The organism is Candidatus Dormiibacterota bacterium (genome assembly GCA_035536395.1).
Taxonomy (GTDB): domain Bacteria; phylum Patescibacteriota; class Saccharimonadia; order UBA4664; family DATLOE01; genus DATLOE01.
In genome coordinates, this window is record DATLOE010000004.1 from 1 (window position 1) to 20,021 (window position 20,021).

Consider the following 20,021-nt stretch of genomic DNA (forward strand, 5'->3'; position numbering starts at 1 on the left):
GGTGGCGGCCTCTATGTCTTCGGTTAGCTTAACCTGCTTGGCCCTACTGGCATTTAATTGCGCAGTTATCGATGACACCTGGGCATTAATACCGGCCAGCTTGTTAGCCAAGGTATCCCCCTGAGCCCGTAACCTACCAGCCTGCTGCTGCTGACTAGAGGCTTCTTGGTTAAGCTGCCTAATCTGCTCTTCTAATGTCAGGGCGTAAGCTGGTGACACGAAAAATGCTGCAGACACGACCGCAAGGCCTGCAACTGCAGCTAGGTATACTCTGTTTTTGTTTTTGCCGATTAGACTACGGATAACCGTGGCCCCCTTAAAACATAATCATTATACCCTTTTGCGCTTATGTTAGTCAATATAGCTTATGGTATGGAGAATATAAAATTCAGCCTTATCCAGACCGATGAAGTACAAGGCAAAATGAGTAGCGGAGTGAAGCGTACTGGGTACGTACGCTGAACGAGCAACGCAGTTTTTAACGAAGTAATTGCGATCTGGGGAAGGCGTTACAGTTTTAAATATCTCTTTAATGCAAACATAGCCGAACCGGCACCAATCAATATACCCATAGCAAGCTCAGCAAAAGCCACCAGTACCGCATGCTCACGTAAGAAGGTCACAATCATGGTGGTATCTAGATAATTACTGACTTTTGGCGCCCCGTTGATTACGACTGTGTAGATAAATATCAGCGCCACCACGGCTGCGATAATGCCATAGAGAGCGGCCTCAAAAATGAACGGGCCGCGTATGAACCAATTGGTAGCGCCCACCAGCTTCATAATCTCTATCTCTTCCTTACGGGTAAAGATCGCCATGCGAATGGTATTAAAGATGATTAAAGTCGAGATGATAATAAACACGATCGAGGCAACGAGGCCGGTGGCTTTAAAGAAGTTCGAGGTGCGTATAATACGGTCTATCGTTGCCTTGCGGTCACCGCTGTAGCTAATGCCATCCCGCTCCTGAATCAGCGGCTTGAACTCGGGCTGGTTCACTAGATCAGTCACCGGCTGTAGTTTATTTGGATCTTTAGCCTTAATGAGTAATGAGGCCGGCAGAGGGTTGTCTGTCTCCGAAATAGCCTCCAGTAGCTTGGGGTTATCCTTATTCTGTTCGCGGTAAGATTTAAGTGCATCGGCCTTGGTGACAAGCTTTACACCTTCGACATTTTCTAGTGATTCGATTTTCGATTTAAAGTTATTAATCTGCTCAGGAGTAGCCGAATCTTTCAGGTAAACCGACACGTCTATCTTCTCTACTACACCTTTGATGGTTTGAGTGAGAGCCACATTTGAAATGTAAGAAACTGCCACCAGTGTCAGCGTAACCGTCATGACGGCCGTAGCAGCCGTGGAAAGCCAGGCATTACGCACAAAGTTGCGCAATCCGGTACGGGTAATTCTAATAGCAGTTAATATCATGGTTTAGTCGGGCAATGTGTAGCGGCCCTGCTCCTCATCTTTTACTATTCTACCGCGATTTAGTGTAATAACGCGACGCTTAAGCGCATTCACAATCTCTTTATTATGAGTGGTTAAGAGTACAGTTGTGCCAAAGCGATTGATTTTCAGCAGCAGATCGATAATCTCCCAGGCGTTCTTAGGATCTAGGTTGCCAGTAGGCTCATCGGCTATCAGGATCTTGGGCTGGCGGATCAGCGCGCGGGCAATCGAGACCCTCTGGCGCTCTCCCCCAGAAAGCTCACCGGGAAAATTGCGCTCCTTGCCGCTTAGACCAACCAGCTGTAAAACGCGCGGCACACTGCGCTTAATTTCGCGATTGCCAGCTCCGGCTACTTCCAGCGCAAAGGAAATGTTCTCGAACACCGGCCGCGGCAGTAGTTTGAAATCCTGATACACCACACCGATTCGGCGGCGCAGGTGGGGAACATTCTTATAAATAATGCTGTCGTAGTCTAGCCCGCCGACGATTATCTTACCGGAGGTCTGCATCTCCTCGCGGGTCAGCAGTTTGATTAAGGTCGATTTGCCGGCGCCACTAGCACCCACAATAGTCACGAACTCTTTCGGCTGAATATGCAGATTAATGCCCGAAAGAGCTATCGATTTATTGGGGTACATTTTGGTTACGCGGTCAAATAAAATCACTAGAGTATCTTAGCAAGAGTTATGTCGATAATAAAGACGTCAGCAGGCCGGGTAATCTGATTTACGTGCACCAAGATGACCGTAAATTGTCACTAAACCATTACCGTGATCAATAATCACATGGTCACCATACCCGCTGCGGTCGTAGCCGCTAAACACCACCCTGCCCGCTGCAGCGGCCACAACTGCCGCCCCAAAATGCTGGCTGAGGTCTAAGCCCGAGTGGTAACCGTATGGAGCGGCCCAGTTGGGCGGACCGAATTCTTGGTTGACAGTAAACCCACCAGAATAAGGCCAGCCCATGGCGCCCCCTAGCACCGAGCGCGGGTTAACAGGCGTACCGTTCCTTTGTACTTCAAAGTGCAGGTGTGAACCGGTCGAACAGCCGCTGGAGCCTTCATAGCCGATGACCTCTCCCCGCCCGACTTCTTCGCCTGCGGTCGGCATACCGCCGTTACGCATAGAAGCCAGCTTTGCTTTAAGCTGCTGCCTGGCGGCTTCGACGGTAGCTAGCTCGTTCACAGCCAAGGCCTTTTGGTAGTTTAAGCCATTTTGCTGCTCAGTCAGCTGCTGGCTGAGCTTATTTAATTCCGCCGCTTGTCTCTCTAGCTCTTTCTTAATCTTCACTATTTCATTCAGCAGGTCTGTCACTTTATCTTGTGAAGCTTGCACGTATTGCTGGCGGTCAACAAATTCAGAAAAGCTATTTGAGCCTGCTAGTATCTCCAGGCTACTGGTGTCTGCGCGCTTGTATTGAATCTGGATGTGTTCTTTTAGAAGTGCCTGATTAGCCGCCATTCGCTGCTTGGCTTCTTCGATCGCCGCGCCCGTAGCTGTGATTTTAGCTGTAGTATCACGAATCTCACCTTCAATGCGCTGAATCTGAGCATCGTAATTATTAATATGGTTATGAACCTCAGCTGCCCGCCTGTCGTGCGAATTAAGCTGATTCTTTACATCACTATAGCTCTGGGCGTGGGCCACTGGTGCCCCGCCGGCCAACACAAGCAGGCAGATAGTAAGTATGATTCTTAAATAAAAAATCGGTGCATACCGATTAAGGTTAAACTCCACGCGAGGTATTTAACCGCATATCCCAAAGGCGGTCAAATTTTTTATGTTATGATTTTGCCTTGTGCAAGCCAAAGTTTTTAAGCATAAATGGTTTATAACGCTTAAGTAAGCAAAAAACCTAAAGAAATTTACTTATTTTCTGAACCTATTTGCTTCTTAAGGTAGGCTTCTATAAAAATGCCTATTTCGCCATCTAGCACCGCCTTGGCCTGGGCGGTTTCGGCACCCGTACGGTGATCCTTGACCTTAGTATAAGGATGCAAAATATATGAGCGGATTTGGTTCCCCCATTCGGCCGACTGCGGTGAGCCTTTAAGCTCGCCTATCTCCGCCTTCTGCTGTTCAAGCATTAAGGCCGTCAGCTTAGCCTTAAGTATTCCCATCGCTTTTTCTTTATTCTGCAGCTGCGAGCGTTCGTTTTGAATCGTTACCACGGTTCCGGTCGGCAAATGTGTGACCCGCACGGCCGAATCGGTAGTGTTTACTGACTGCCCGCCGTGTCCGCCGGCGCGAAAAACATCGATCTTTAAGTCTTTAGGATCGATCTCAACTTGTTCCGGGTGCTCGAGCTGAGGAAGGACTTCTACCAATGCAAACGAGGTCTGTCGCAGATTGTCGGAGTTAAACGGGCTGAGCCGTACCAGTCGGTGCACACCCTTTTCGCTTTTGAGCTTGCCGAAAGCATATGGCCCATTCACCTCAAAGGTAACGCTTTTTATACCGGCCTCTTCGCCCGAAGACTGGTTGATGATTTCTGTCTTAAAGCTGTTTTTCTCGCTAAACCGCAGATACATACGTAGTAGCATTTCAGCCCAGTCCTGAGCATCCGTGCCGCCGGTGCCAGCATAGATAGAAAGGGTGGCCGGGCTTTTGTCGTGCGGCCCGGACAGCTTCAGCTCAAACTCCCTTTGGCTATATTCTTTAGTAAGCTTTTTAAATGTGTGTGTTAATTCTTGCTCTAGCGAACCATCACCCATTTCGGCTAAGGCTAGCGCCTCTTTGGCTTCATTTAAAAGACCCTGCCAGCTGCCTGTATGTTTTTTTAGATCAGTCGCTTGCTGAGAAATACGAGCCGCCTCTTCGGGGTTATCCCAAAAAGAGGGTTCGCGCATCTCAGACTGCAGCTTTTCTAGCTTGTCCATTTCTGATTCGATATTCAGTTGCTTCATAGCCTGCTCGATAGTTGCCGCAAGCTGTTTGAATTCTTTTACTATTATCTGCATAAGAGAAATTATACCTTTTTAAATGTTTAGCGGGGAGAAGCATATGCCTCTCCCCGCTATTTGTCTCTTTACCCGCAAGGCTTGGGGTCGCCGTTGCCATCCAGGCAGTACTTGCCCGAGTTACCGGGTGGCGGGGCTGTGCTACTATCCCCTGCTCCCTGGCCCTGGCATTGACCAGCCTGGCATTGGGATTGCCCGCTTGGACTTTGATCCTGCGTCTGGCAGTACTGCTCCCAGCATTGCGTTTGACTCTGGCCACTTGCCCCTTGGTTCTGGGCCTGGGGCACAGCAGTCTTTGGCGTAGCCCTTGGACGAGGCTTAGCCCTTGGCTTGGGTGCCACGACCCTTGCCTGGGGGTTGCTCCCCCTTGGCCGGGTTTGCGCCCGATATACATGCCCGCCTGTGCTAGTGCTTGGCCGATAGGCAGCTCCGCCGGATTGCACCTGGGATACTGATGTGGAGCTGGTAGAGTTGGCCCTTGATCTGGGCTTTGACTGCGACTTACGAGAGTCCCTGCTATCCCGCCGATCATCGCTTGACTGCTCTTCTGCAGCCCCTAATCCGAGGCGTGGTAGCAAGGGAGCTTCAAGTGACTCTTGCTGTGAAACGGCATCTTCACCGCTATCACCGCTAGAATCAACAAGGTCGTACACCATAAGACCAGCAAAAAGCAGAAAAAAGGCTAAAAGTACACCTGTTATAGTCTGCTTTTGCCGAAAGTCCGCCGTCTCTCCCTCCGCCATACGCTGGCGGCTGGTTTGGCGCAGCGAAACCAAGTACAGCAAGAAAACTGCCGCTGCTGATATTGCGAACAGCCACCACACGGTGTTCCTTTCTGTCGGGTCAAAGAACTTTGTATATATTACCACTTTTTGTATGATTTTTCAATAGCTTGTTGATCTGGAATATGTGGTAATGCACAACATTAAACCCCTCCAAAGAGGGGTTTAATGTATACGGCGACAAAGCGCCAAGTGAGTTATGGGGCCGAAGCCCCGCACTCTTTTTAACCTGTTAGCGATTCAGTAACGAGTCGACTAAAGCCTTGCGGCTGCGGCGGTAGGCACGAACGGCATAGCCGATGGCGCCAGTTCCAGCGGCAGCTGCGAGTCCAGCTTCAGGACCGGTTTCCGGCAGCGGCTTAGCTACGGCCGGCTGGGCCGGAGCTGGGGTCGGCTGCGTAGGCTGAGGTGTTGCGGTCGGACCAGGCATACTGACCTTAGCTTTTAAGGTTACGAAGCCTGAGTACTCGAAACATCCTTTGATGTCGCCTAAGTTAGCACCACTGGTTGCGATGCTGTCTGGAACCTGGCTGACAGTCCAAGTAGAGCCATCTGGGCGATACTCAAACTTAGCCGAACCAGGCACGTAGCTTAGCTTGAACGGACGCTCACCGCGGAAAGTCAGCGTATCGCTAACTGTACCGGGGGTAGCGTTGTCGGCGCTAATCATAGCGGCAGCAAAATTATCGGTTTTCTGGCTAGTCGGCAGAAGCACGCGAACGGTAGTGTTACGCGCAAGAGCCGTAAATGGAGCCATTATACCCGGGTTGGCGTTGTTGTGGATGTAAACCCGAAGGTAGACTTCCTCGCCATCGCGGACCTGGATCACATCCTGGAACCCACCACTAGCAGTAATGGCAGCGTCTTTTCCGTCAAAGAAAGCGCGCTCATCACCATAGTTGGGGGCATTGGTGTAAGAGTTAAAAGTTACATAGTTGGGACCCGGACAGTTAGAAGGGGCCACACATTGGAAGGTCGGGCGAGCCGGGCCGTAGCTGGCCAGTGCTGCAACTGGCAGAGCCAGGGCAACAGCGGTTGAGGCGGCGGCGGCAGCCAAACGCTTTTTGGTTATATTCATAGTCATATCTCCTTATAGAGAATTTAAGTTTAATAAGTAGTTACTGAAAAGTTACGCTTGAACAGGTTGTTAAAGTGCCGCCTGTGGCCAGAATACAAATCGGATAGTCATGGAATTAAAAGCTGTGGTGGGGAGGGTCTTTCGACCCTCCCCACTCAGCGTGCTACTTGCGCCCGCACCGTTTAGGTGCCTGCGGCTCCCGCGGCGCAACTCCCATCCGAACCAGGATGGCCAGGAACTATGTCCCCGTTACCGTCCCGGCAGAACTCACCCGAACTGTCAGGCGGTGGTGCGGTACCGGAATCTCCGGCACCTGCTCCTCCGCTTTGGGGTGTTCCGCTGTTGCCTGTCCCAGCTCCTTCCGTGCCATCCTTGGTCGGAGGCGGAGGTGGGGGTGGTGGCGGTGGTGGTGGCTGCGATGGGCCTGGCTGGTTGATGATGATCACCTGCTGCTGTTGTTGCTGCTGGATGATCGCCGGTGGTTGAGCCTTTTTCGGCTTCTTCTTAACCAGCTTGCGCTTCTTCTGGAACTTCTTCCGCTTGATCTTTACGATCTTCTTTGCGGTAACGAAATTCCGGCAGTAGCCCTTGGCGACGACGATGCACGTCCTTACGGTCTTCTTGACGTAATATAGACGATATTTCGTCTTCTTGTACCTCTTGGTGGAGGTAGTCGTGTCGCACTTGGCCATCACCCTCAACCCGCTGACGTTGTAGCGTCCCTTAAAGGGAGCTACGGTACTGCCGCCAGGGCAATAGGTGTTGGTACGAACATGGAATCCACGCGGAGCACGGATCGACTGCAGCCCCTCGAGCCAGTTGCGGAAAGATTGATCCTCCGCAATCTGGTAATACTTCGAGTGAGCGCGTACGTACCGATTGGCCGCCCGCTTGAGCTTGGGGTTACTCTCGTAACCCTGAATCATCTGTTTCTTGCTCATTGCCGGTGGACCACAGTACCCACTTGCTGCCTGGGCACTTACGGGAACCGCTGCCAGAAGAAAGGCGGCGGCGACCGTTAGGGAAATGATTACCCTCTTCATTTCATACCTCCATATAGGAGTGGTCGACTGCCGCGCTTCTTTTGCACGCGAGCATGAGACTGCCAACACTTCGTGGGCGGCACGGAAGTGCTAGCAGACTACTGCCCGCGCACATTAAGCACGCTGAAATGGGCTTTTAGAGCCCATGACTATCCGATTTTCAAAGACCGGCTGTTAAGAGCTGTGCAAAGTTCTAATTTCGCACGCACCTCAAAACAAAGCGATACCGTAATATATCATCCTTATGCTATTTTGTCAATAGATTTAGACATAACTCTTATGCATGTTTACAAAAGTTATTATGCAGATGCGGCCAAATTATTCATATTAGTTTGGTGTTCTGCTGTGTTCAGCATCCCGCACTTCTTATACTTCTTGGTAGATCCACAAGGGCAGGGGTCGTTGCGGCCAATCTTGCCCGACTTAACACTATCCCTCAAACCCTCTTCTTCCAAATTAGTAGCGGCCTGCTTGGAGGCCTTTGTGACAACTGTTTCCACCTCTTCTGCCGGAATCTCCTGCTTCTCAATAGAAGCCTTAAAGACGGTACCGGCAATCTCTGATTCCATTAATGCTACGAGGCGTTTAAACAGTCTGAAACCTTCGCTCTTATACTCTACCAGCGGATCGCGTTGGCCAATGGCTCTCAGCCCAATGCCCTCCCTAAGCCCATCCATCGCCTCTAAATGCTCGATCCACAGCCTGTCCAGTATCTGTAGGTACATCAGCCGCTCCAGTATGCGCATACCCTCCTCACCAAACTGCTTCTCGCGCTCGTCATAGAGCTTGGCTGCATATTGTTTAAGAATATCTACCACATCACGAGGATCGGCTTTTTTAATCTTATCGGCAGTGGCTTCCTCTAGCGGCATTACGGACGCGGCTGCCTCCAGCACCTTTTCAGTATCCATAATGCCGGTACGGGCATCGGTGTGAACGGTAGAAATATTCACGAATTCGCGCTCCAGCATCTCCTCTACCTCCGGGCGCAGGTTGGCATGCTCCAGCGCCTTCCGCCGCCGGGCATAAATGACCTCCCGGTGCTTATTCATTACATCATCGTATTCAACAACCTGTTTGCGGATATCAAAGTTATGGCCCTCTACCTTCTTCTGGGCGCTTTCCAGCGATTTGCTAATCATCTTGTTCTCCAAAGGAGTATCTTCATCCATTCCCAAACTAGACATTAGACCCGCAACCCTTTCGCCCCCGAAGATGCGCATTAAGTCGTCTTCTAGTGAAACATAAAAGCGAGAGGAACCGGGGTCGCCCTGCCGCCCGGATCGCCCACGCAGCTGGTTATCTATCCGTCTCGACTCATGACGCTCGGTGCCAATAACATGCAACCCACCCAGCTTAGTCACGCCCTCTCCCAGCATAATGTCGGTACCGCGGCCGGCGATGTTGGTAGCAAGCGTTACCGCTCCCTTTTGCCCGGCTTGGGAAACTATTGCCGCCTCCTTCTCATTATTTTTGGCGTTGAGAATTTGATGCGGCACACCGGCCTGCTTGAGCAAGCGGCTTAAAAGCTCGTTTTTCTCGATAGAAACCGTACCCAAGAGCACTGGTTGGCCCTTCTTGTGACACTCCTGAACATCTTTCACGACTGCAGCAAATTTTCCGGCGTGAGTCTTATATATACGATCCGCATGATCCTGACGCACCATCGGCTGATGGGTCGGAACAATCACCACATCGAGCTTATATATTTTGTGAAACTCTTCGGCCTCAGTGGCAGCCGTACCGGTCATACCGGCCAGCTTACCGTACAAGCGAAAGTAGTTCTGAAAACTAACAGTGGCTAGGGTTAGTGATTCCTGACGAATAGCTACCTTTTCTTTGGCCTCTATCGCCTGATGCAGACCCTCGCTGTAACGCCGGCCATGCATCAAACGGCCGGTAAATTCATCTACAATTATAATTTCGCCTTCTTTTACCACGTAATCGCGATCGCGTTTAAACAAGGCCTCAGCCTTAAGCGATTGCTCAATGTGATGAATCTCTTCTATACCACCGGCTTCATATATATTGTCTATTCCTAAAGCCTTCTCGAGTGCATTTATACCTTCATCATTCAGGCTGACGGCTCGCATTTTCTCATCTACCGTATAGTGAGCGCTGAGTTTAAGGCCCTTAGCAAGCGCCGCAAACTGCTGGTACTTATCTGTACTCTCCTCTGCTGGAGCCGAAATAATTAAAGGTGTGCGGGCCTCATCTATTAGAATTGAATCGACCTCATCTACAATCGCATAATTCAGTGGGCGCTGAACCATTTCGCGCACATCACGCACCATGTTGTCGCGCAGGTAATCGAAACCGAATTCATTATTAGTGCCATAAGTAATATCGGCAGCATAAGCCTCACGGCGGGAAACCGGCTTAAGATGTTGCAAGCGCTCATCATCGGCCTGTTCATTAGTGTAGGCAGGGTCATACAGTAGAGCCTGGTCGTGTATAATCACCCCGGTAGATAAGCCTAGTGCATGGTAAATTTTGCCCATCCAGCCGGCGTCACGGCGGGCTAGGTAGTCGTTTACTGTCACCACATGCACACCCTTGCCCTCCAGTGCATTCAGGTAAACCGGGGCTGTAGCCACCAGGGTCTTACCTTCACCAGTACGCATCTCAGCAATATCACCTCTGTGCAGCACAATACCTCCGACCAGCTGGACATCATAGTGCCGTTGCCCGATAGAACGTCTGGCGGCCTCGCGTACCGTAGCAAAGGCTTCGGGCAGCAGCCGATCAAGACTCTCTCCTCCAGATAATCTCTCTTTAAAAGCTCTTGTCTGCTGTTTCAGCTTGGCATCTGACAGAGACTTAATCTGTGATTCGCAGCTATTAATCTGCTGAACGATCCGCTTCGCCTTATTAACATGTTTTGCGCTCGGGTCCCCTAGCAGTTTGGTTAACAGTTTCATAACCTAATTATCTTAGCACAGCAAAGCCCACTTACCAGATTGGAGGTGCGATTAAGAATTATCGTCAGAGGGTTTCCAGAATTTGAGCAGCCGGCCGCGCTTGGGCATATGCTTTTCTTTGTACTTAAGAACTTGCGATTTGATTTTGGCTTCACAGATATCTATAGCAGCATACATGTTCAGAGTGGCTTCTTTGGCATATAGCTGGGATTTGGGCAGGTTAATAGAAACCTCACAGACAAAGCTGTTGTCTTCCCGCCCTGATTTATCGAATTCTAAAACCACATGGCCGTGTACGTGTGGCACTTGTTTTAATATATAGCGGTCTAGTTGGCCTAGCTTACTTTGGGCGTACTTTACTACTCGCGCGTCAAGCTCAAAGTGGCGGCCGGTTATCTGCAGATCTATCATAGATAGTCGCTCCCGTAATATTCACGTAGTGCCTTTGGAATCTTAACTTTGCCATCAGGGGTCTGGTGATTTTCCACCAGTGCAATGAGCACCCGACTAATAGCCGCGGCTGTGGCATTGAGAGTATGCACATGAATTGTGCTGCCTTTGTTATTGCGGGTGCGAATATCCAAACGGCGGGCTTGATAATCTGTGCAATTAGCGGCACTGGTAAGTTCACGGTACTCACCCTCTGCCGGGCTCCAATATTCCACATCGTACTTCTGGTAATGCGGCGCTCCCATATCTCCGGCGGCGGTCCTTGTTACCCGATACGGTATCTCCAGTTGACGGCAGATATCCTCCTCAAGCTTCACCAGTTTCTGTAGCCATTCGTCGCTCTGCTCAGGCGCGCAGAAAACGTATAGTTCAAGCTTATTAAACTGATGAACCCTAAACAGTCCCTTGCTATGCTTACCATAGGAACCGGCTTCGCGGCGGTAAGAGGGGCTCCAGCCGACATAAAGGGCTGGCAGCTGCTTAGGATCTAATATTTCATCTGCATGGTAACCGGTTAGCGGCATTTCGGCCGTTGCGACCAAATGCAGGTCCTCGCCCTCCACACTGTAAATCTGCTGTTCTGGACCTTGAGGATTAAAACCGGTGCCGTCTGCGATTCGCCCGTTCACCAGGTGCGGTACATCCATAGGCAGGAAGCCGGCCGCCTCGGCTGCCTCAAGACCCAGGCGTTTAATAGCCATTTCAAGCTTAACGGCCGCTCCTTTTAAGTAGTAAAACTTGGCTCCGGCAACCTTTGCACCGCGTTCGAAATCGATTAAGTCATGTTCTTGCAGCCAGGAGGCGTGACCGGCGACCTTGGCCGGTTTAGCTTTACCCCACGCCCTCTCTTCCTTATTTGATTCCTCGCCTCCCTCAGGAGTATCCTCGGCAAGCAGATTGGGAGCCTGTTTGATTAAGTCGTGATACTGCCCATCCAGCTTGCCGAAATCGGCTGCTTTTTGCTCTAGCTGCTCTTTAACATTCTGTAGGTCTTTAAGTTCAGCCGGAGTTGGCTTACCGCCGACATTAAGCTTGGACCTCAGCCCCTCCACTTCACGCATCACATCTGAACGCTGCCTATCGGCAGCTAGCAGCTTATCAATATCTACTTTTACGCCACGCAGTTTTGCTGAGCGTTTGTACTCTTCAGGATTTTCACGCAGATGTTTAATATCGATCATTATAGTAATTGTACTCTAGGCACGAGATAAACGCTAAGCCTCAAACCGCAGCCGCCCGACCAACCATTTACTATCCAGGCTGGCCAAAAACCATCCGGCCTTAGGCCCGTAGTCTTTCCCCAGAATCACTCGATAAATAGCCTGGAATGCTTCCTGGGGTGCAAGGTCAGCCTCGTCTTTAGCCTGGTATATTAGCTCATGCATATCCTGGCCGCTTGCCGCCTTTTTAGCTTCTACTAGGTCGGCCAACTTAGTCAGGAACTGTTTCTGGCCGGAGCTTAAATCGATTTTCGGCATTTTTTCCTGCAGTTCAAGCTTTATCTCTTCAGGGGCGTATTTATTTAACCAGTTGCCAGCAAATTTCAGTTCGCGCTTAATAACATCGGCTTCAGCTTTAACGGCCTCTTCATAGTCTGTGCGCCTTAAGATTTCGAGCGTTTCCGGTTCATCTCTTTTAGCCGCCTGGTAAACCGAAACCAGGTGCTTGAATGGAATAGTGGAAATAACTTGGTCCTTATTACCGGCAACGGCGAACTCATAGGCATCACGAAATTCGTGACCTTCATCACTGCCAGCTGCTGCAAACTCGTCAATGAGATTAGCCAAACCAATGCCGGAGTCGAACTGCAGCTTCTTTTCCGGGCGGCTGCGTACGATGAAGTAGCGCAGAATTTCGGGCGGCATAATCTCCAGAGCTTCTTTCGGAGTAATAATTTTGCCGTAAGATGAGCTCATTTTTTTTGCTTCACCGGCCAAGTGAATATGGCCATACCGACCAGCGTCATAAGGCGGCTCGGCGCCAAATATATGCCGGCAAAACTCAGCGCCAGTTTCGTAAGAGCCGCCGGCCGCTCCATGCTCTTGCATGCCAAACGGCTCAACATCCACACCTAGTTCAGCCCATCTGGCTGGCCAATCCAAGCGCCAATCGAGCTTGGCACGGCCGTCATCATACTTGATACCGCCCAAGGTCTTCGCTGTCTGGTCCCAGCTGTCCTTAGTAGCTCTAATTAATTTATTATTCTCGCCTATCAACGACACCGGCAACCAATCTTTTGGCAGGCTGCGGTTGGCCAGTTTTTCGAAAATACCCTTTATCTCCTGCACATGCTGGATAACCTTCTCTATATAGCTTGTCATACGGCCGGTCTTGTATAGCTCTTCATAGCTGCGTACGACTTCTGCTTTTATCCCCATGGGCTCGAAATACTGCTGGAATTCACCAAAGAAATGCTCAGCATAAGATTTATGGCAGTCACCATTAGGGTCGGGCACCAGGCAGATCGGCCAGCCAACGTATTTTTCATACTTTTTGGGCAGAAAATCATAGCGTTTGCGCAACGGGTCGAAATTATCTACCACATGGATATGCCGTGCTTTGCGCCCACGTTCGCGCACAGCCCAAGCCAGCGCATCTGCCGTTATGATTTCCCTATAGTGGCCGATATGGTAGGAAGCCGAGGGGGATATACCGCTTGAAACTATAACTTCACCCTTGGGGTACCGTTTAATAATTTCTTCGGCGGTAACATCTAGCCAATACTTACTGTCAGTTAAATTTGTCATTACATGTATTGTAGCAATTAAGCCTTCACAAACAAAAAAGAGCCCTCTCGGGCTCTTTTTCCAAAAACAGAGTTTATTCTATATGTTTGACTTTATAGGTCATAGTCCCGGAGGGAACCTCTACGGCAATTTCGTCGCCCTTCTTCTTGCCCAAGAGAGCCTGGCCGATCGGAGATTCATTCGAAATTTTACCCTCTTCTGGGTTAGCTTCATGCGTGCCTACAATTGTGAATTTTTGTACACCTCCTTCAACCTCAATATGGACGGTTGAGCCAATGCCAACTGCCCCATTAGTCTTGGGGGTTTCAATAATTACAGCGTTTTTCAGAATATGTTCAATCTCAGCAATACGACCCTCTACAAATGACTGGTGGTCTTTGGCTGCATCATACGAGGCGTTCTCGCTTAAGTCCCCGTACTCTTTGGCTTCTTTAAGCTCACGTGCAACTGCCTGACGCTGGTTGTGGGTTAAATCGTGAAGTTCTTCCTTGAGCTTTTCTACCCCTTCTTTGGTCAGGTAAAAGTCTCTCTTGTTAGTTGTGTTTTGCATACTGGTTTTCCTTTCTGTCGCAGCAGTAGGCTGAAAAAAATTCTCGAGGTGTGACCTCGAGCCTCTTAAATGCCTATTGCCCTACTATTTTCAGCCAACCGGCTTAAAGCGTCAATAGTTACTATTGTCAATTATAAATAAACTTAAGATTTTGGCTTTTAAAAGGGATTACTTTACGCATCCCTGGGGGCGCTTAAAGCACCAGGCCAAAGTATCTCTAACCGCCGGCGCGGCATACTGGGCACCCTCTCCAGAATTCTCTATCAGTACAACAATTACAATTTGAGGATCATTATATGGGGCGAAGGCTTCAAACCAAGCATGCGGGGCGCGCTTGCCCTCGGGGTCAGTTTCAGCCGTACCGGTCTTGGCTGCCACTGGTACCGGAACCTGCTCCTCTATCAAACAACAGGCCGTGCCGGTGGTAACTGCCTGGCGCATACCTTCACGAACAGTTGCCAAGTGCTGCGGATCAATAAAGCCCTTGCGTACTACCTCTGACTTGGCCGTAGCAGTAGGATTGCCAGCGCCATCCAGTGAGGCTTTAAAGAAATGTGGTCTAATGATATCGCCGCCATTAGCAATCGCCGAAATAGCCACTGCCATCTGAAGGGGTGAAACCAGCATGTCTCCCTGGCCCACGGCAATATTGTACGAGTCCCCCAGTACCCACGACTCGCCGCTGAGGCGCTTTTTGTACTCTGGGGTAGGTACGCGGCCCGCTGACTGTTCGGGAATATCCACCTCTGGTTTCTGACCTAATCCAAACTTGTGATAGTAGCTCACTAAACGATCCACCCCCAAACCCTTGATATTTCCATAGCCCCCACCGACGGTATAAAAGTACACGTTTGAGCTGAGCGCTAGGGCTCTTACTAGGTTCACCACCCCCAAGCCACCCGGCTCGTAACTACGAAAAGTATACTTAACGTTTGGGTCGTAGCGGTTAGTGATCTCCAGCTGGCCTGAATCATTCACGGTTGTACCGGAGCCCACTACCTTTTCCTGCAAAGCCGCAGCTGCTACCAAGGGTTTAATAATCGAACCCGAAGGATAAGCGCCGGCCGTTAGTTTATTAAACAAAGGCTGGCCTGGGTCATCCGTTAGTTTTTTATAATCGGCCGCACTGATGCCTTTTGCAAACAAATTATTATCGTACGTTGGCAGATTAACGGCAGCTAGAATCTCTCCAGTTCTAGGATGCATGGCAATACCGGCTCCGCGCTTACTGCCACTGGCCGTTAGCTGGGCTGCAATCGATTCGGCCAGCTTCTTCTGCAGTTCCCAGTCGATTGAAAGCATGATGTTCTGGCCTGGTTCGGCCCGTTTGGATGTTAAAAGCTTAACTGGTCGGCCTCCTGAATCGACTTCGGCCTGCTCGCTGCCGTTACGCCCCCGCAAGGTATCTTCGTACTGACGCTCGATTCCTAACTTTCCCACTAGGTCGGTAGAGATGTAAGAAGGGTTACGCTTAAGATCCTCCGGGCTGACCCGGCCTGTATAGCCCAGGATAGCCGCCAAAGAACCTCCGTCTAGATATTCTCTAATCGGGTTAACATCTATGCTGAAACCCGGTACTGTGAGAATCGCCTCATCAAACCGCAGCTCCTTTTCCCTCGCAAGTCTGGGGGTGATTAATTGCGGCTGGTTCTGCAGTAGGCAGATCTGCTGAGCTCTTTCCTTAAGTGCCTCGGTTTTACCTGACCGGTTAATGCAATCGCCTTCTGCTTTTGCGGCTATTTCGGCCTCAGGTACTCCTGTTAACTCTGCTACACGAGCATAAACCGCCTGCCGCTGGGCTTTCTCGCGTGGGAGCAGGCTTGGCACTACCGTTACCTCAGAACTGGCTAGGTTCTTGGCCAATGCTATCTTGTGTCGATCATAAACCACTCCCCTGGGCGCGCGAACGATTTTCTGCCGAATTCGATTACCCTCAGCCAAACTCAAATTGCGCTCCCCTCCGATAATCTGCAGCCTAAAGAGCTGCACCACTAGGATACTGAATAACAGCACTACGACAGCCGCTATTACCCCTAATGGCTGGCGGCTGGTCGGCGTCTCCAGCACGCCCGCAGCGGCATCGGCCGGCAGAATAGCGTCGGCCCAACGCTCATTGCCTCGCTGATCGCGCTTGATCGTCATTCTGTCTGATCGGGGGTGGTCTTCACCGGCGTAGCCGAATAAGGGTTTATCGTTTTTCACTGGGCTCGCATCCCCCCTCCTTTTGGCCGGCTTATCAAATTACCAGCTAGAAGCAGTCCGGTCTGTACCAGTACTACCCCTAGGGAATTCACTATCACCTCAGCGGCTATTAGCCAGGATATCTGGCTAAAATCAGAGGTCTGCAGCTGAACGTCTGCACCAGCTATAATAGCCAGGTTAAATACCAGGGTCGCCATAGCTGCCGCTCCGGCCATAACCCACCATGATTCAAGATGAAATCCAAGCTGACGGACAATAATAAGGGCCAGAGCCAGGGTGGTGTAAAAAGCCATTCGCAGGCCAAAATCGCTGCCGCTGGTGATATCTAAGAGTAGTCCTCCCCCGATAGCCAGAGCTAGGGTAAAAGTAGCTGAGAACCGCAAACTAGCAATGATAATTGCTACAATCATGAGATTTGGTATTACTCCCAAAGGCCGCATAAAGCCAAAAAACCCGGTCTGCAGGACCATTATCAGTATGATAGCTAGGAGGTATGCAAAAACTTTCATAGTTAGCGCACTATAACGTAGACGTATTCGAGCCGATTAAATTTCAGATCTGAAACCAAACGGGCATTCTGAAACACGCCGTTTTCCAGCTTTTGCACCGTCTCTATGCGCCCAATCATGATGCCTTTCGGAATGTTTGTACCAAGCCCGCTGGTAATAACCGCGTCCCCAGGGCGGATATCTTCGTTCTGGGCGATTTTATCCATTAAAAACCCACCACCAATCTGGCCACGTACCGTACCTGTCGGGCGGCTGGGACGGTCCTGGTCTACACCCGACACCCTAAAGTTCGGATCAACCACCAAAAATACTTTGGCAGTACCTGCAGTAACCTCACTAATAGTGCCTACTAGCGAGCCTTCTGAAACAACGGCCATACCCGAAGCAATACCATCTGCGCTGCCACGATTGATAGTAATAAAGTGCCTGAAATTATCAGGCTGATAGCCTATAACCTCTCCGCCAACTAGCCGGCTGGCTTCTATGGCAGTAAAGTTCAACTGTTTGCGCAGGCTCTCGTTCTCGGCTTTCAGTTCGGTATTCTGGCTGATTCTCTGGCGCAGAGATGCATTCTCTTGCCGTAAGCGCTTATTTTCCTGTGATAGTTGATTAATAGAGAACAGCACATCGAAGAAACCAGCACCAGAGCTACCGGCCTGGCTTGAAGTCATCTGGGCAGGAGCGATAGCATAAGCAATAGCCGCCTTTACCGGCGCTAGAGCGCCGGCCGCGTTCACGACAGCCAGGGTGGCACCCAAGAGGGTTAAAGCTATCAATCGCTTGGTGGGCCCTCTGTTCATCGCCTCATTAGCCCGTAATCTTACCGTACTGAGTCGGTACTAAAATGTCTTTCAGGGAATCTAAGTCTTCCAAGACCAGGCCTGTGCCTCTGGCAACAGAAGTCAGCGGGTCATCTGCAATGTAGATCGGCATATTAGTTTCTTGATGCAGCAGTGTATCCAGCCCCGCAAGTAGTGCCCCTCCACCGGCAAGCACAATACCACGCTCCATAATGTCTGACACTAGCTCGGGTGGTGTTTCTTCAATCGTAATACGAATAGCGTCGGTAATCTCCCGGACACTTCTGGCTAGCGCCATCCTAATCTGCTCAGCTGAAACATTAATCTGCTTAGGCAAGCCAGTTACTAGATCACGCCCTCGCATCGGAGCGGTTTGCTTGCCGGCCCGTATAGGATAGGCTGAACCGATAGCAATCTTGATATTCTCGGCAGTCCGTTCGCCAATTTGAAGATTAAACTCCTCTCGGGCATATTTCATGATATCTTCGTTCAGCTCATCACCAGCTATACGCAGGCTGCGGGAAGCAACAATGCCGCCCAGGGAGATTATTGCCACTTCGGTCGTACCGCCGCCGATGTCTACCACCATTGAACCGGCCGCGTCATGAATCGGCAGACGACTACCGATTGCCGCAGCCATCGGTTCTTCAATTAAAAACGTTTGCCTAGCACCGGCGTTGGTAGCCGCGTCTTCTACTGCCCGCTTCTCAACCTCCGTTACTCCTGAAGGAATGCCAATTACCACTCTAGGTCTAGGTAGAAAACTGTAGCGGTCGGTATGCACCTTCTCTATAAAATAGCGCAACATTTGCTCAGTAACCTCAAAATCGCTCACCACCCCATCAACCAAAGGTCTAGTGGCTACAATACTGGCCGGTGTCTTACCCACCATGTTTTTAGCTTCTTCACCAATAGCTAGAATTTGGTTGGTTTTGGTATTAATAGCCACTACACTCGGCTCGCTAATAACGATGCCTCGCCCCCTTACATATACCAGGGTATTAGCCGTACCGAGATCTATGCCAATGTCGTGCGAAAACTTTCCTAATATCCGATTTATCATATCTGGATTAACTGCCTTATTTACGTTAAGCTCCAACACCAGTAGCTCAACCTGCTCACATAACCATCTTTGCTAGTAGTTTATCAGGAGCAATCAGGGGCAACAAGGTTAAAAAAGGTGTTCGAATTCAAACCCACACCTAGTACCAGATGTGCTGTACAATTTGTGTGCTCAATAATGGCCAAAACTACTTCTGTTTGAGCGGCTCTGACGCTTCAGCTAGTGGAATTAATTTAGCCTTATCTATATTACGGAATTTCAGCTCGGCCGATTCATGCTCTAGCGTCTTGGGGCTAACGGTCAGCCTTACCGGGCAGCCAATCAAATCGGCATCAGTAAACTTAATTCCGGCGCTTTCAAGGCGGTCATCGTATATCACATCATTCCCGTTGTCCTGAAGATCCTGATACAGCTTATCGGCAGCGGCCTTCACTTTCTGGTCATCACCCAGACATATCAAATGTATATCGGCCGGGGCAACATTTCTTGGCCACAAAATACCTTTCTCATCGTTGTAAACCTCTACTATCGCCCCCATAGCACGACTGATGCCTATGCCATAACAGCCCATTACGGGGTGATGCTGTTTGCCATTTTGATCCGTATAACTGAAGCCAAAATCACGGCTAAACCTGTCACCCAGCTTGAAGGTATTACCTACCTCAATAGCATTAGTTTGCTTAATAGCTTCTTTCTTCTTGCACTCAGGGCACGCGTCCCCAGCCTTCACTTTGGCGATCTCGTTATTTTGGGCAAAATCGCAATCCTCACAATACAATACTGTATCTTCTCCAGATTGGTGAAATACCTGGAACTCGTGAGAGTATTTGCTAAAAGCGCCACCTGTGGATTCCACCACTCGCACTGCAAGCCCCAAGTTGTGGAAGGCGGTCTGGTAGGCTTTCTTCACTAACTCGTAATAATTATCTAAATCTTTCGAATCTGCATGGAAGCTGTAGAGGTCTTTCATTAAAAACTCCCGGCCGCGGAGCAATCCCCCTTTTGCTCTAGGCTCATCACGAAACTTGGTTTGAATCTGGTAAACTGCGGCTGGTAAATCCTTATAAGAATTAAGGTAAGCCTGAGCCAAGGGGGTAACCGTCTCTTCGTGCGTGGGGCCAAGAGCCATCTCCCGGCCGCCATTGTCTTTAAGTCGGTAAAGAGCATCAAACTTATCCCAGCGACCGGTTTTCTGCCAGAGATTTTTTGGGTGGAGCACGGGCATTAAGATTTCACTGGCACCAAGCTTATCCATGTCGCTGCGCACCAGATCCGCTATTTTATTCAATACTTTTAGGCCTAGTGGCAAATAAGTATAAACCCCGGCCCCTACCTGCTGAATGAACCCCCCGCGAACAAGCAGTTGGTAGTTAGCAGATTCGCTTTCTCCGCTGGCAATCTTTAGGGTCCTGCCAAATGTTTGAGATAATTTCATTAGTTTATATCCGTATTGTCATTTCGTCCT

The 20,021-nt window shown here is 50.1% G+C and carries 18 protein-coding genes; all 18 read right to left on the reverse strand.

Annotated features, from left to right (window positions below):
* A partial coding sequence (locus VNA68_00910) for a hypothetical protein (GenBank protein ID HVE80687.1) occupies positions 1 to 237 on the reverse strand: 237 nt, incomplete at its 3' end.
* Positions 238 to 509: 272 nt separating this feature from the next.
* Positions 510 to 1,427, reverse strand: coding sequence for a permease-like cell division protein FtsX (locus tag VNA68_00915; protein ID HVE80688.1), 918 nt, complete (start codon positions 1,425 to 1,427; stop codon positions 510 to 512).
* A gap of 3 nt (positions 1,428 to 1,430) precedes the next feature.
* On the reverse strand, positions 1,431 to 2,114 hold the full coding sequence (locus VNA68_00920) for an ATP-binding cassette domain-containing protein (GenBank protein ID HVE80689.1): 684 nt from the start codon (positions 2,112 to 2,114) through the stop codon (positions 1,431 to 1,433).
* Positions 2,115 to 2,153: 39 nt separating this feature from the next.
* Positions 2,154 to 3,188 carry a peptidoglycan DD-metalloendopeptidase family protein gene (locus VNA68_00925; GenBank protein ID HVE80690.1) on the reverse strand — a complete coding sequence of 345 codons (1,035 nt, stop codon included), beginning with the start codon at positions 3,186 to 3,188 and terminating at the stop codon, positions 2,154 to 2,156.
* Positions 3,189 to 3,316: 128 nt separating this feature from the next.
* On the reverse strand, positions 3,317 to 4,411 hold the full coding sequence (prfB, locus tag VNA68_00930) for a peptide chain release factor 2 (GenBank protein ID HVE80691.1): 1,095 nt from the start codon (positions 4,409 to 4,411) through the stop codon (positions 3,317 to 3,319).
* A gap of 68 nt (positions 4,412 to 4,479) precedes the next feature.
* Complete coding sequence (locus VNA68_00935; protein HVE80692.1) at positions 4,480 to 5,280, reverse strand: hypothetical protein; 801 nt, start codon at positions 5,278 to 5,280, stop codon at positions 4,480 to 4,482.
* 145 nt (positions 5,281 to 5,425) lie between these two features.
* Positions 5,426 to 6,277 (reverse strand): hypothetical protein, encoded by an 852-nt coding sequence (locus tag VNA68_00940; protein HVE80693.1) that lies wholly within the window; start codon positions 6,275 to 6,277, stop codon positions 5,426 to 5,428.
* A 176-nt stretch (positions 6,278 to 6,453) separates the two neighbouring features.
* Positions 6,454 to 7,314, reverse strand: a complete 861-nt coding sequence (locus VNA68_00945) for a hypothetical protein (GenBank protein HVE80694.1) — start codon at positions 7,312 to 7,314, stop codon at positions 6,454 to 6,456.
* Positions 7,315 to 7,613: 299 nt separating this feature from the next.
* A complete protein-coding gene (gene secA, locus VNA68_00950) occupies positions 7,614 to 10,235 on the reverse strand; it encodes a preprotein translocase subunit SecA (protein ID HVE80695.1) in 2,622 nt (873 codons plus the stop codon).
* A 51-nt stretch (positions 10,236 to 10,286) separates the two neighbouring features.
* Entirely contained in the window at positions 10,287 to 10,646 is a 360-nt protein-coding gene (gene raiA / locus VNA68_00955; GenBank protein HVE80696.1) for a ribosome-associated translation inhibitor RaiA, read from the reverse strand.
* Positions 10,643 to 11,866 (reverse strand): serine--tRNA ligase, encoded by a 1,224-nt coding sequence (serS, locus tag VNA68_00960; protein ID HVE80697.1) that lies wholly within the window; start codon positions 11,864 to 11,866, stop codon positions 10,643 to 10,645. The genes raiA and serS overlap by 4 nt, the downstream gene beginning before the upstream one ends.
* Before the next feature lie 33 nt (positions 11,867 to 11,899).
* The gene (lysS, locus tag VNA68_00965; GenBank protein HVE80698.1) at positions 11,900 to 13,432 is read right to left on the reverse strand and encodes a lysine--tRNA ligase; all 1,533 of its coding nucleotides are present in this window, start codon (positions 13,430 to 13,432) and stop codon (positions 11,900 to 11,902) included.
* Between the two features lie 73 nt (positions 13,433 to 13,505).
* Positions 13,506 to 13,982, reverse strand: a complete 477-nt coding sequence (greA, locus tag VNA68_00970; protein HVE80699.1) for a transcription elongation factor GreA — start codon at positions 13,980 to 13,982, stop codon at positions 13,506 to 13,508.
* Between the two features lie 168 nt (positions 13,983 to 14,150).
* A complete protein-coding gene (gene mrdA / locus VNA68_00975; protein HVE80700.1) occupies positions 14,151 to 16,184 on the reverse strand; it encodes a penicillin-binding protein 2 in 2,034 nt (677 codons plus the stop codon).
* On the reverse strand, positions 16,181 to 16,693 hold the full coding sequence (locus VNA68_00980; protein HVE80701.1) for a hypothetical protein: 513 nt from the start codon (positions 16,691 to 16,693) through the stop codon (positions 16,181 to 16,183). Before VNA68_00980 ends, mrdA begins: the two co-directional genes overlap by 4 nt.
* A 2-nt stretch (positions 16,694 to 16,695) precedes the next feature.
* A complete protein-coding gene (mreC, locus tag VNA68_00985; GenBank protein ID HVE80702.1) occupies positions 16,696 to 17,493 on the reverse strand; it encodes a rod shape-determining protein MreC in 798 nt (265 codons plus the stop codon).
* Positions 17,494 to 17,500: 7 nt separating this feature from the next.
* On the reverse strand, positions 17,501 to 18,556 hold the full coding sequence (locus VNA68_00990; protein HVE80703.1) for a rod shape-determining protein: 1,056 nt from the start codon (positions 18,554 to 18,556) through the stop codon (positions 17,501 to 17,503).
* 187 nt (positions 18,557 to 18,743) lie between these two features.
* Entirely contained in the window at positions 18,744 to 19,991 is a 1,248-nt protein-coding gene (locus tag VNA68_00995) for an aminoacyl--tRNA ligase-related protein (GenBank protein ID HVE80704.1), read from the reverse strand.
* Positions 19,992 to 20,021: the final 30 nt, after the last annotated feature.

Excerpts from the sequence above, each read along its gene's own strand:
- VNA68_00945 (HVE80694.1), bottom strand. The coding sequence starts at position 7,314 with ATGAAGAGGGTAATCATTTCCCTAACGGTCGCCGCCGCCTTTCTTCTG.
- VNA68_00915 (HVE80688.1), bottom strand. The coding sequence starts at position 1,427 with ATGATATTAACTGCTATTAGAATTACCCGTACCGGATTGCGCAACTTT.
- VNA68_00940 (HVE80693.1), bottom strand. The coding sequence starts at position 6,277 with ATGACTATGAATATAACCAAAAAGCGTTTGGCTGCCGCCGCCGCCTCA.
- secA (HVE80695.1), bottom strand. The coding sequence starts at position 10,235 with ATGAAACTGTTAACCAAACTGCTAGGGGACCCGAGCGCAAAACATGTT.
- mreC (HVE80702.1), bottom strand. The coding sequence starts at position 17,493 with ATGAACAGAGGGCCCACCAAGCGATTGATAGCTTTAACCCTCTTGGGT.
- VNA68_00995 (HVE80704.1), bottom strand. The coding sequence starts at position 19,991 with ATGAAATTATCTCAAACATTTGGCAGGACCCTAAAGATTGCCAGCGGA.
- prfB (HVE80691.1), bottom strand. The coding sequence starts at position 4,411 with ATGCAGATAATAGTAAAAGAATTCAAACAGCTTGCGGCAACTATCGAG.
- greA (HVE80699.1), bottom strand. The coding sequence starts at position 13,982 with ATGCAAAACACAACTAACAAGAGAGACTTTTACCTGACCAAAGAAGGG.
- VNA68_00990 (HVE80703.1), bottom strand. The coding sequence starts at position 18,556 with ATGATAAATCGGATATTAGGAAAGTTTTCGCACGACATTGGCATAGAT.
- lysS (HVE80698.1), bottom strand. The coding sequence starts at position 13,432 with ATGACAAATTTAACTGACAGTAAGTATTGGCTAGATGTTACCGCCGAA.
- VNA68_00980 (HVE80701.1), bottom strand. The coding sequence starts at position 16,693 with ATGAAAGTTTTTGCATACCTCCTAGCTATCATACTGATAATGGTCCTG.
- serS (HVE80697.1), bottom strand. The coding sequence starts at position 11,866 with ATGATCGATATTAAACATCTGCGTGAAAATCCTGAAGAGTACAAACGC.
- raiA (HVE80696.1), bottom strand. The coding sequence starts at position 10,646 with ATGATAGATCTGCAGATAACCGGCCGCCACTTTGAGCTTGACGCGCGA.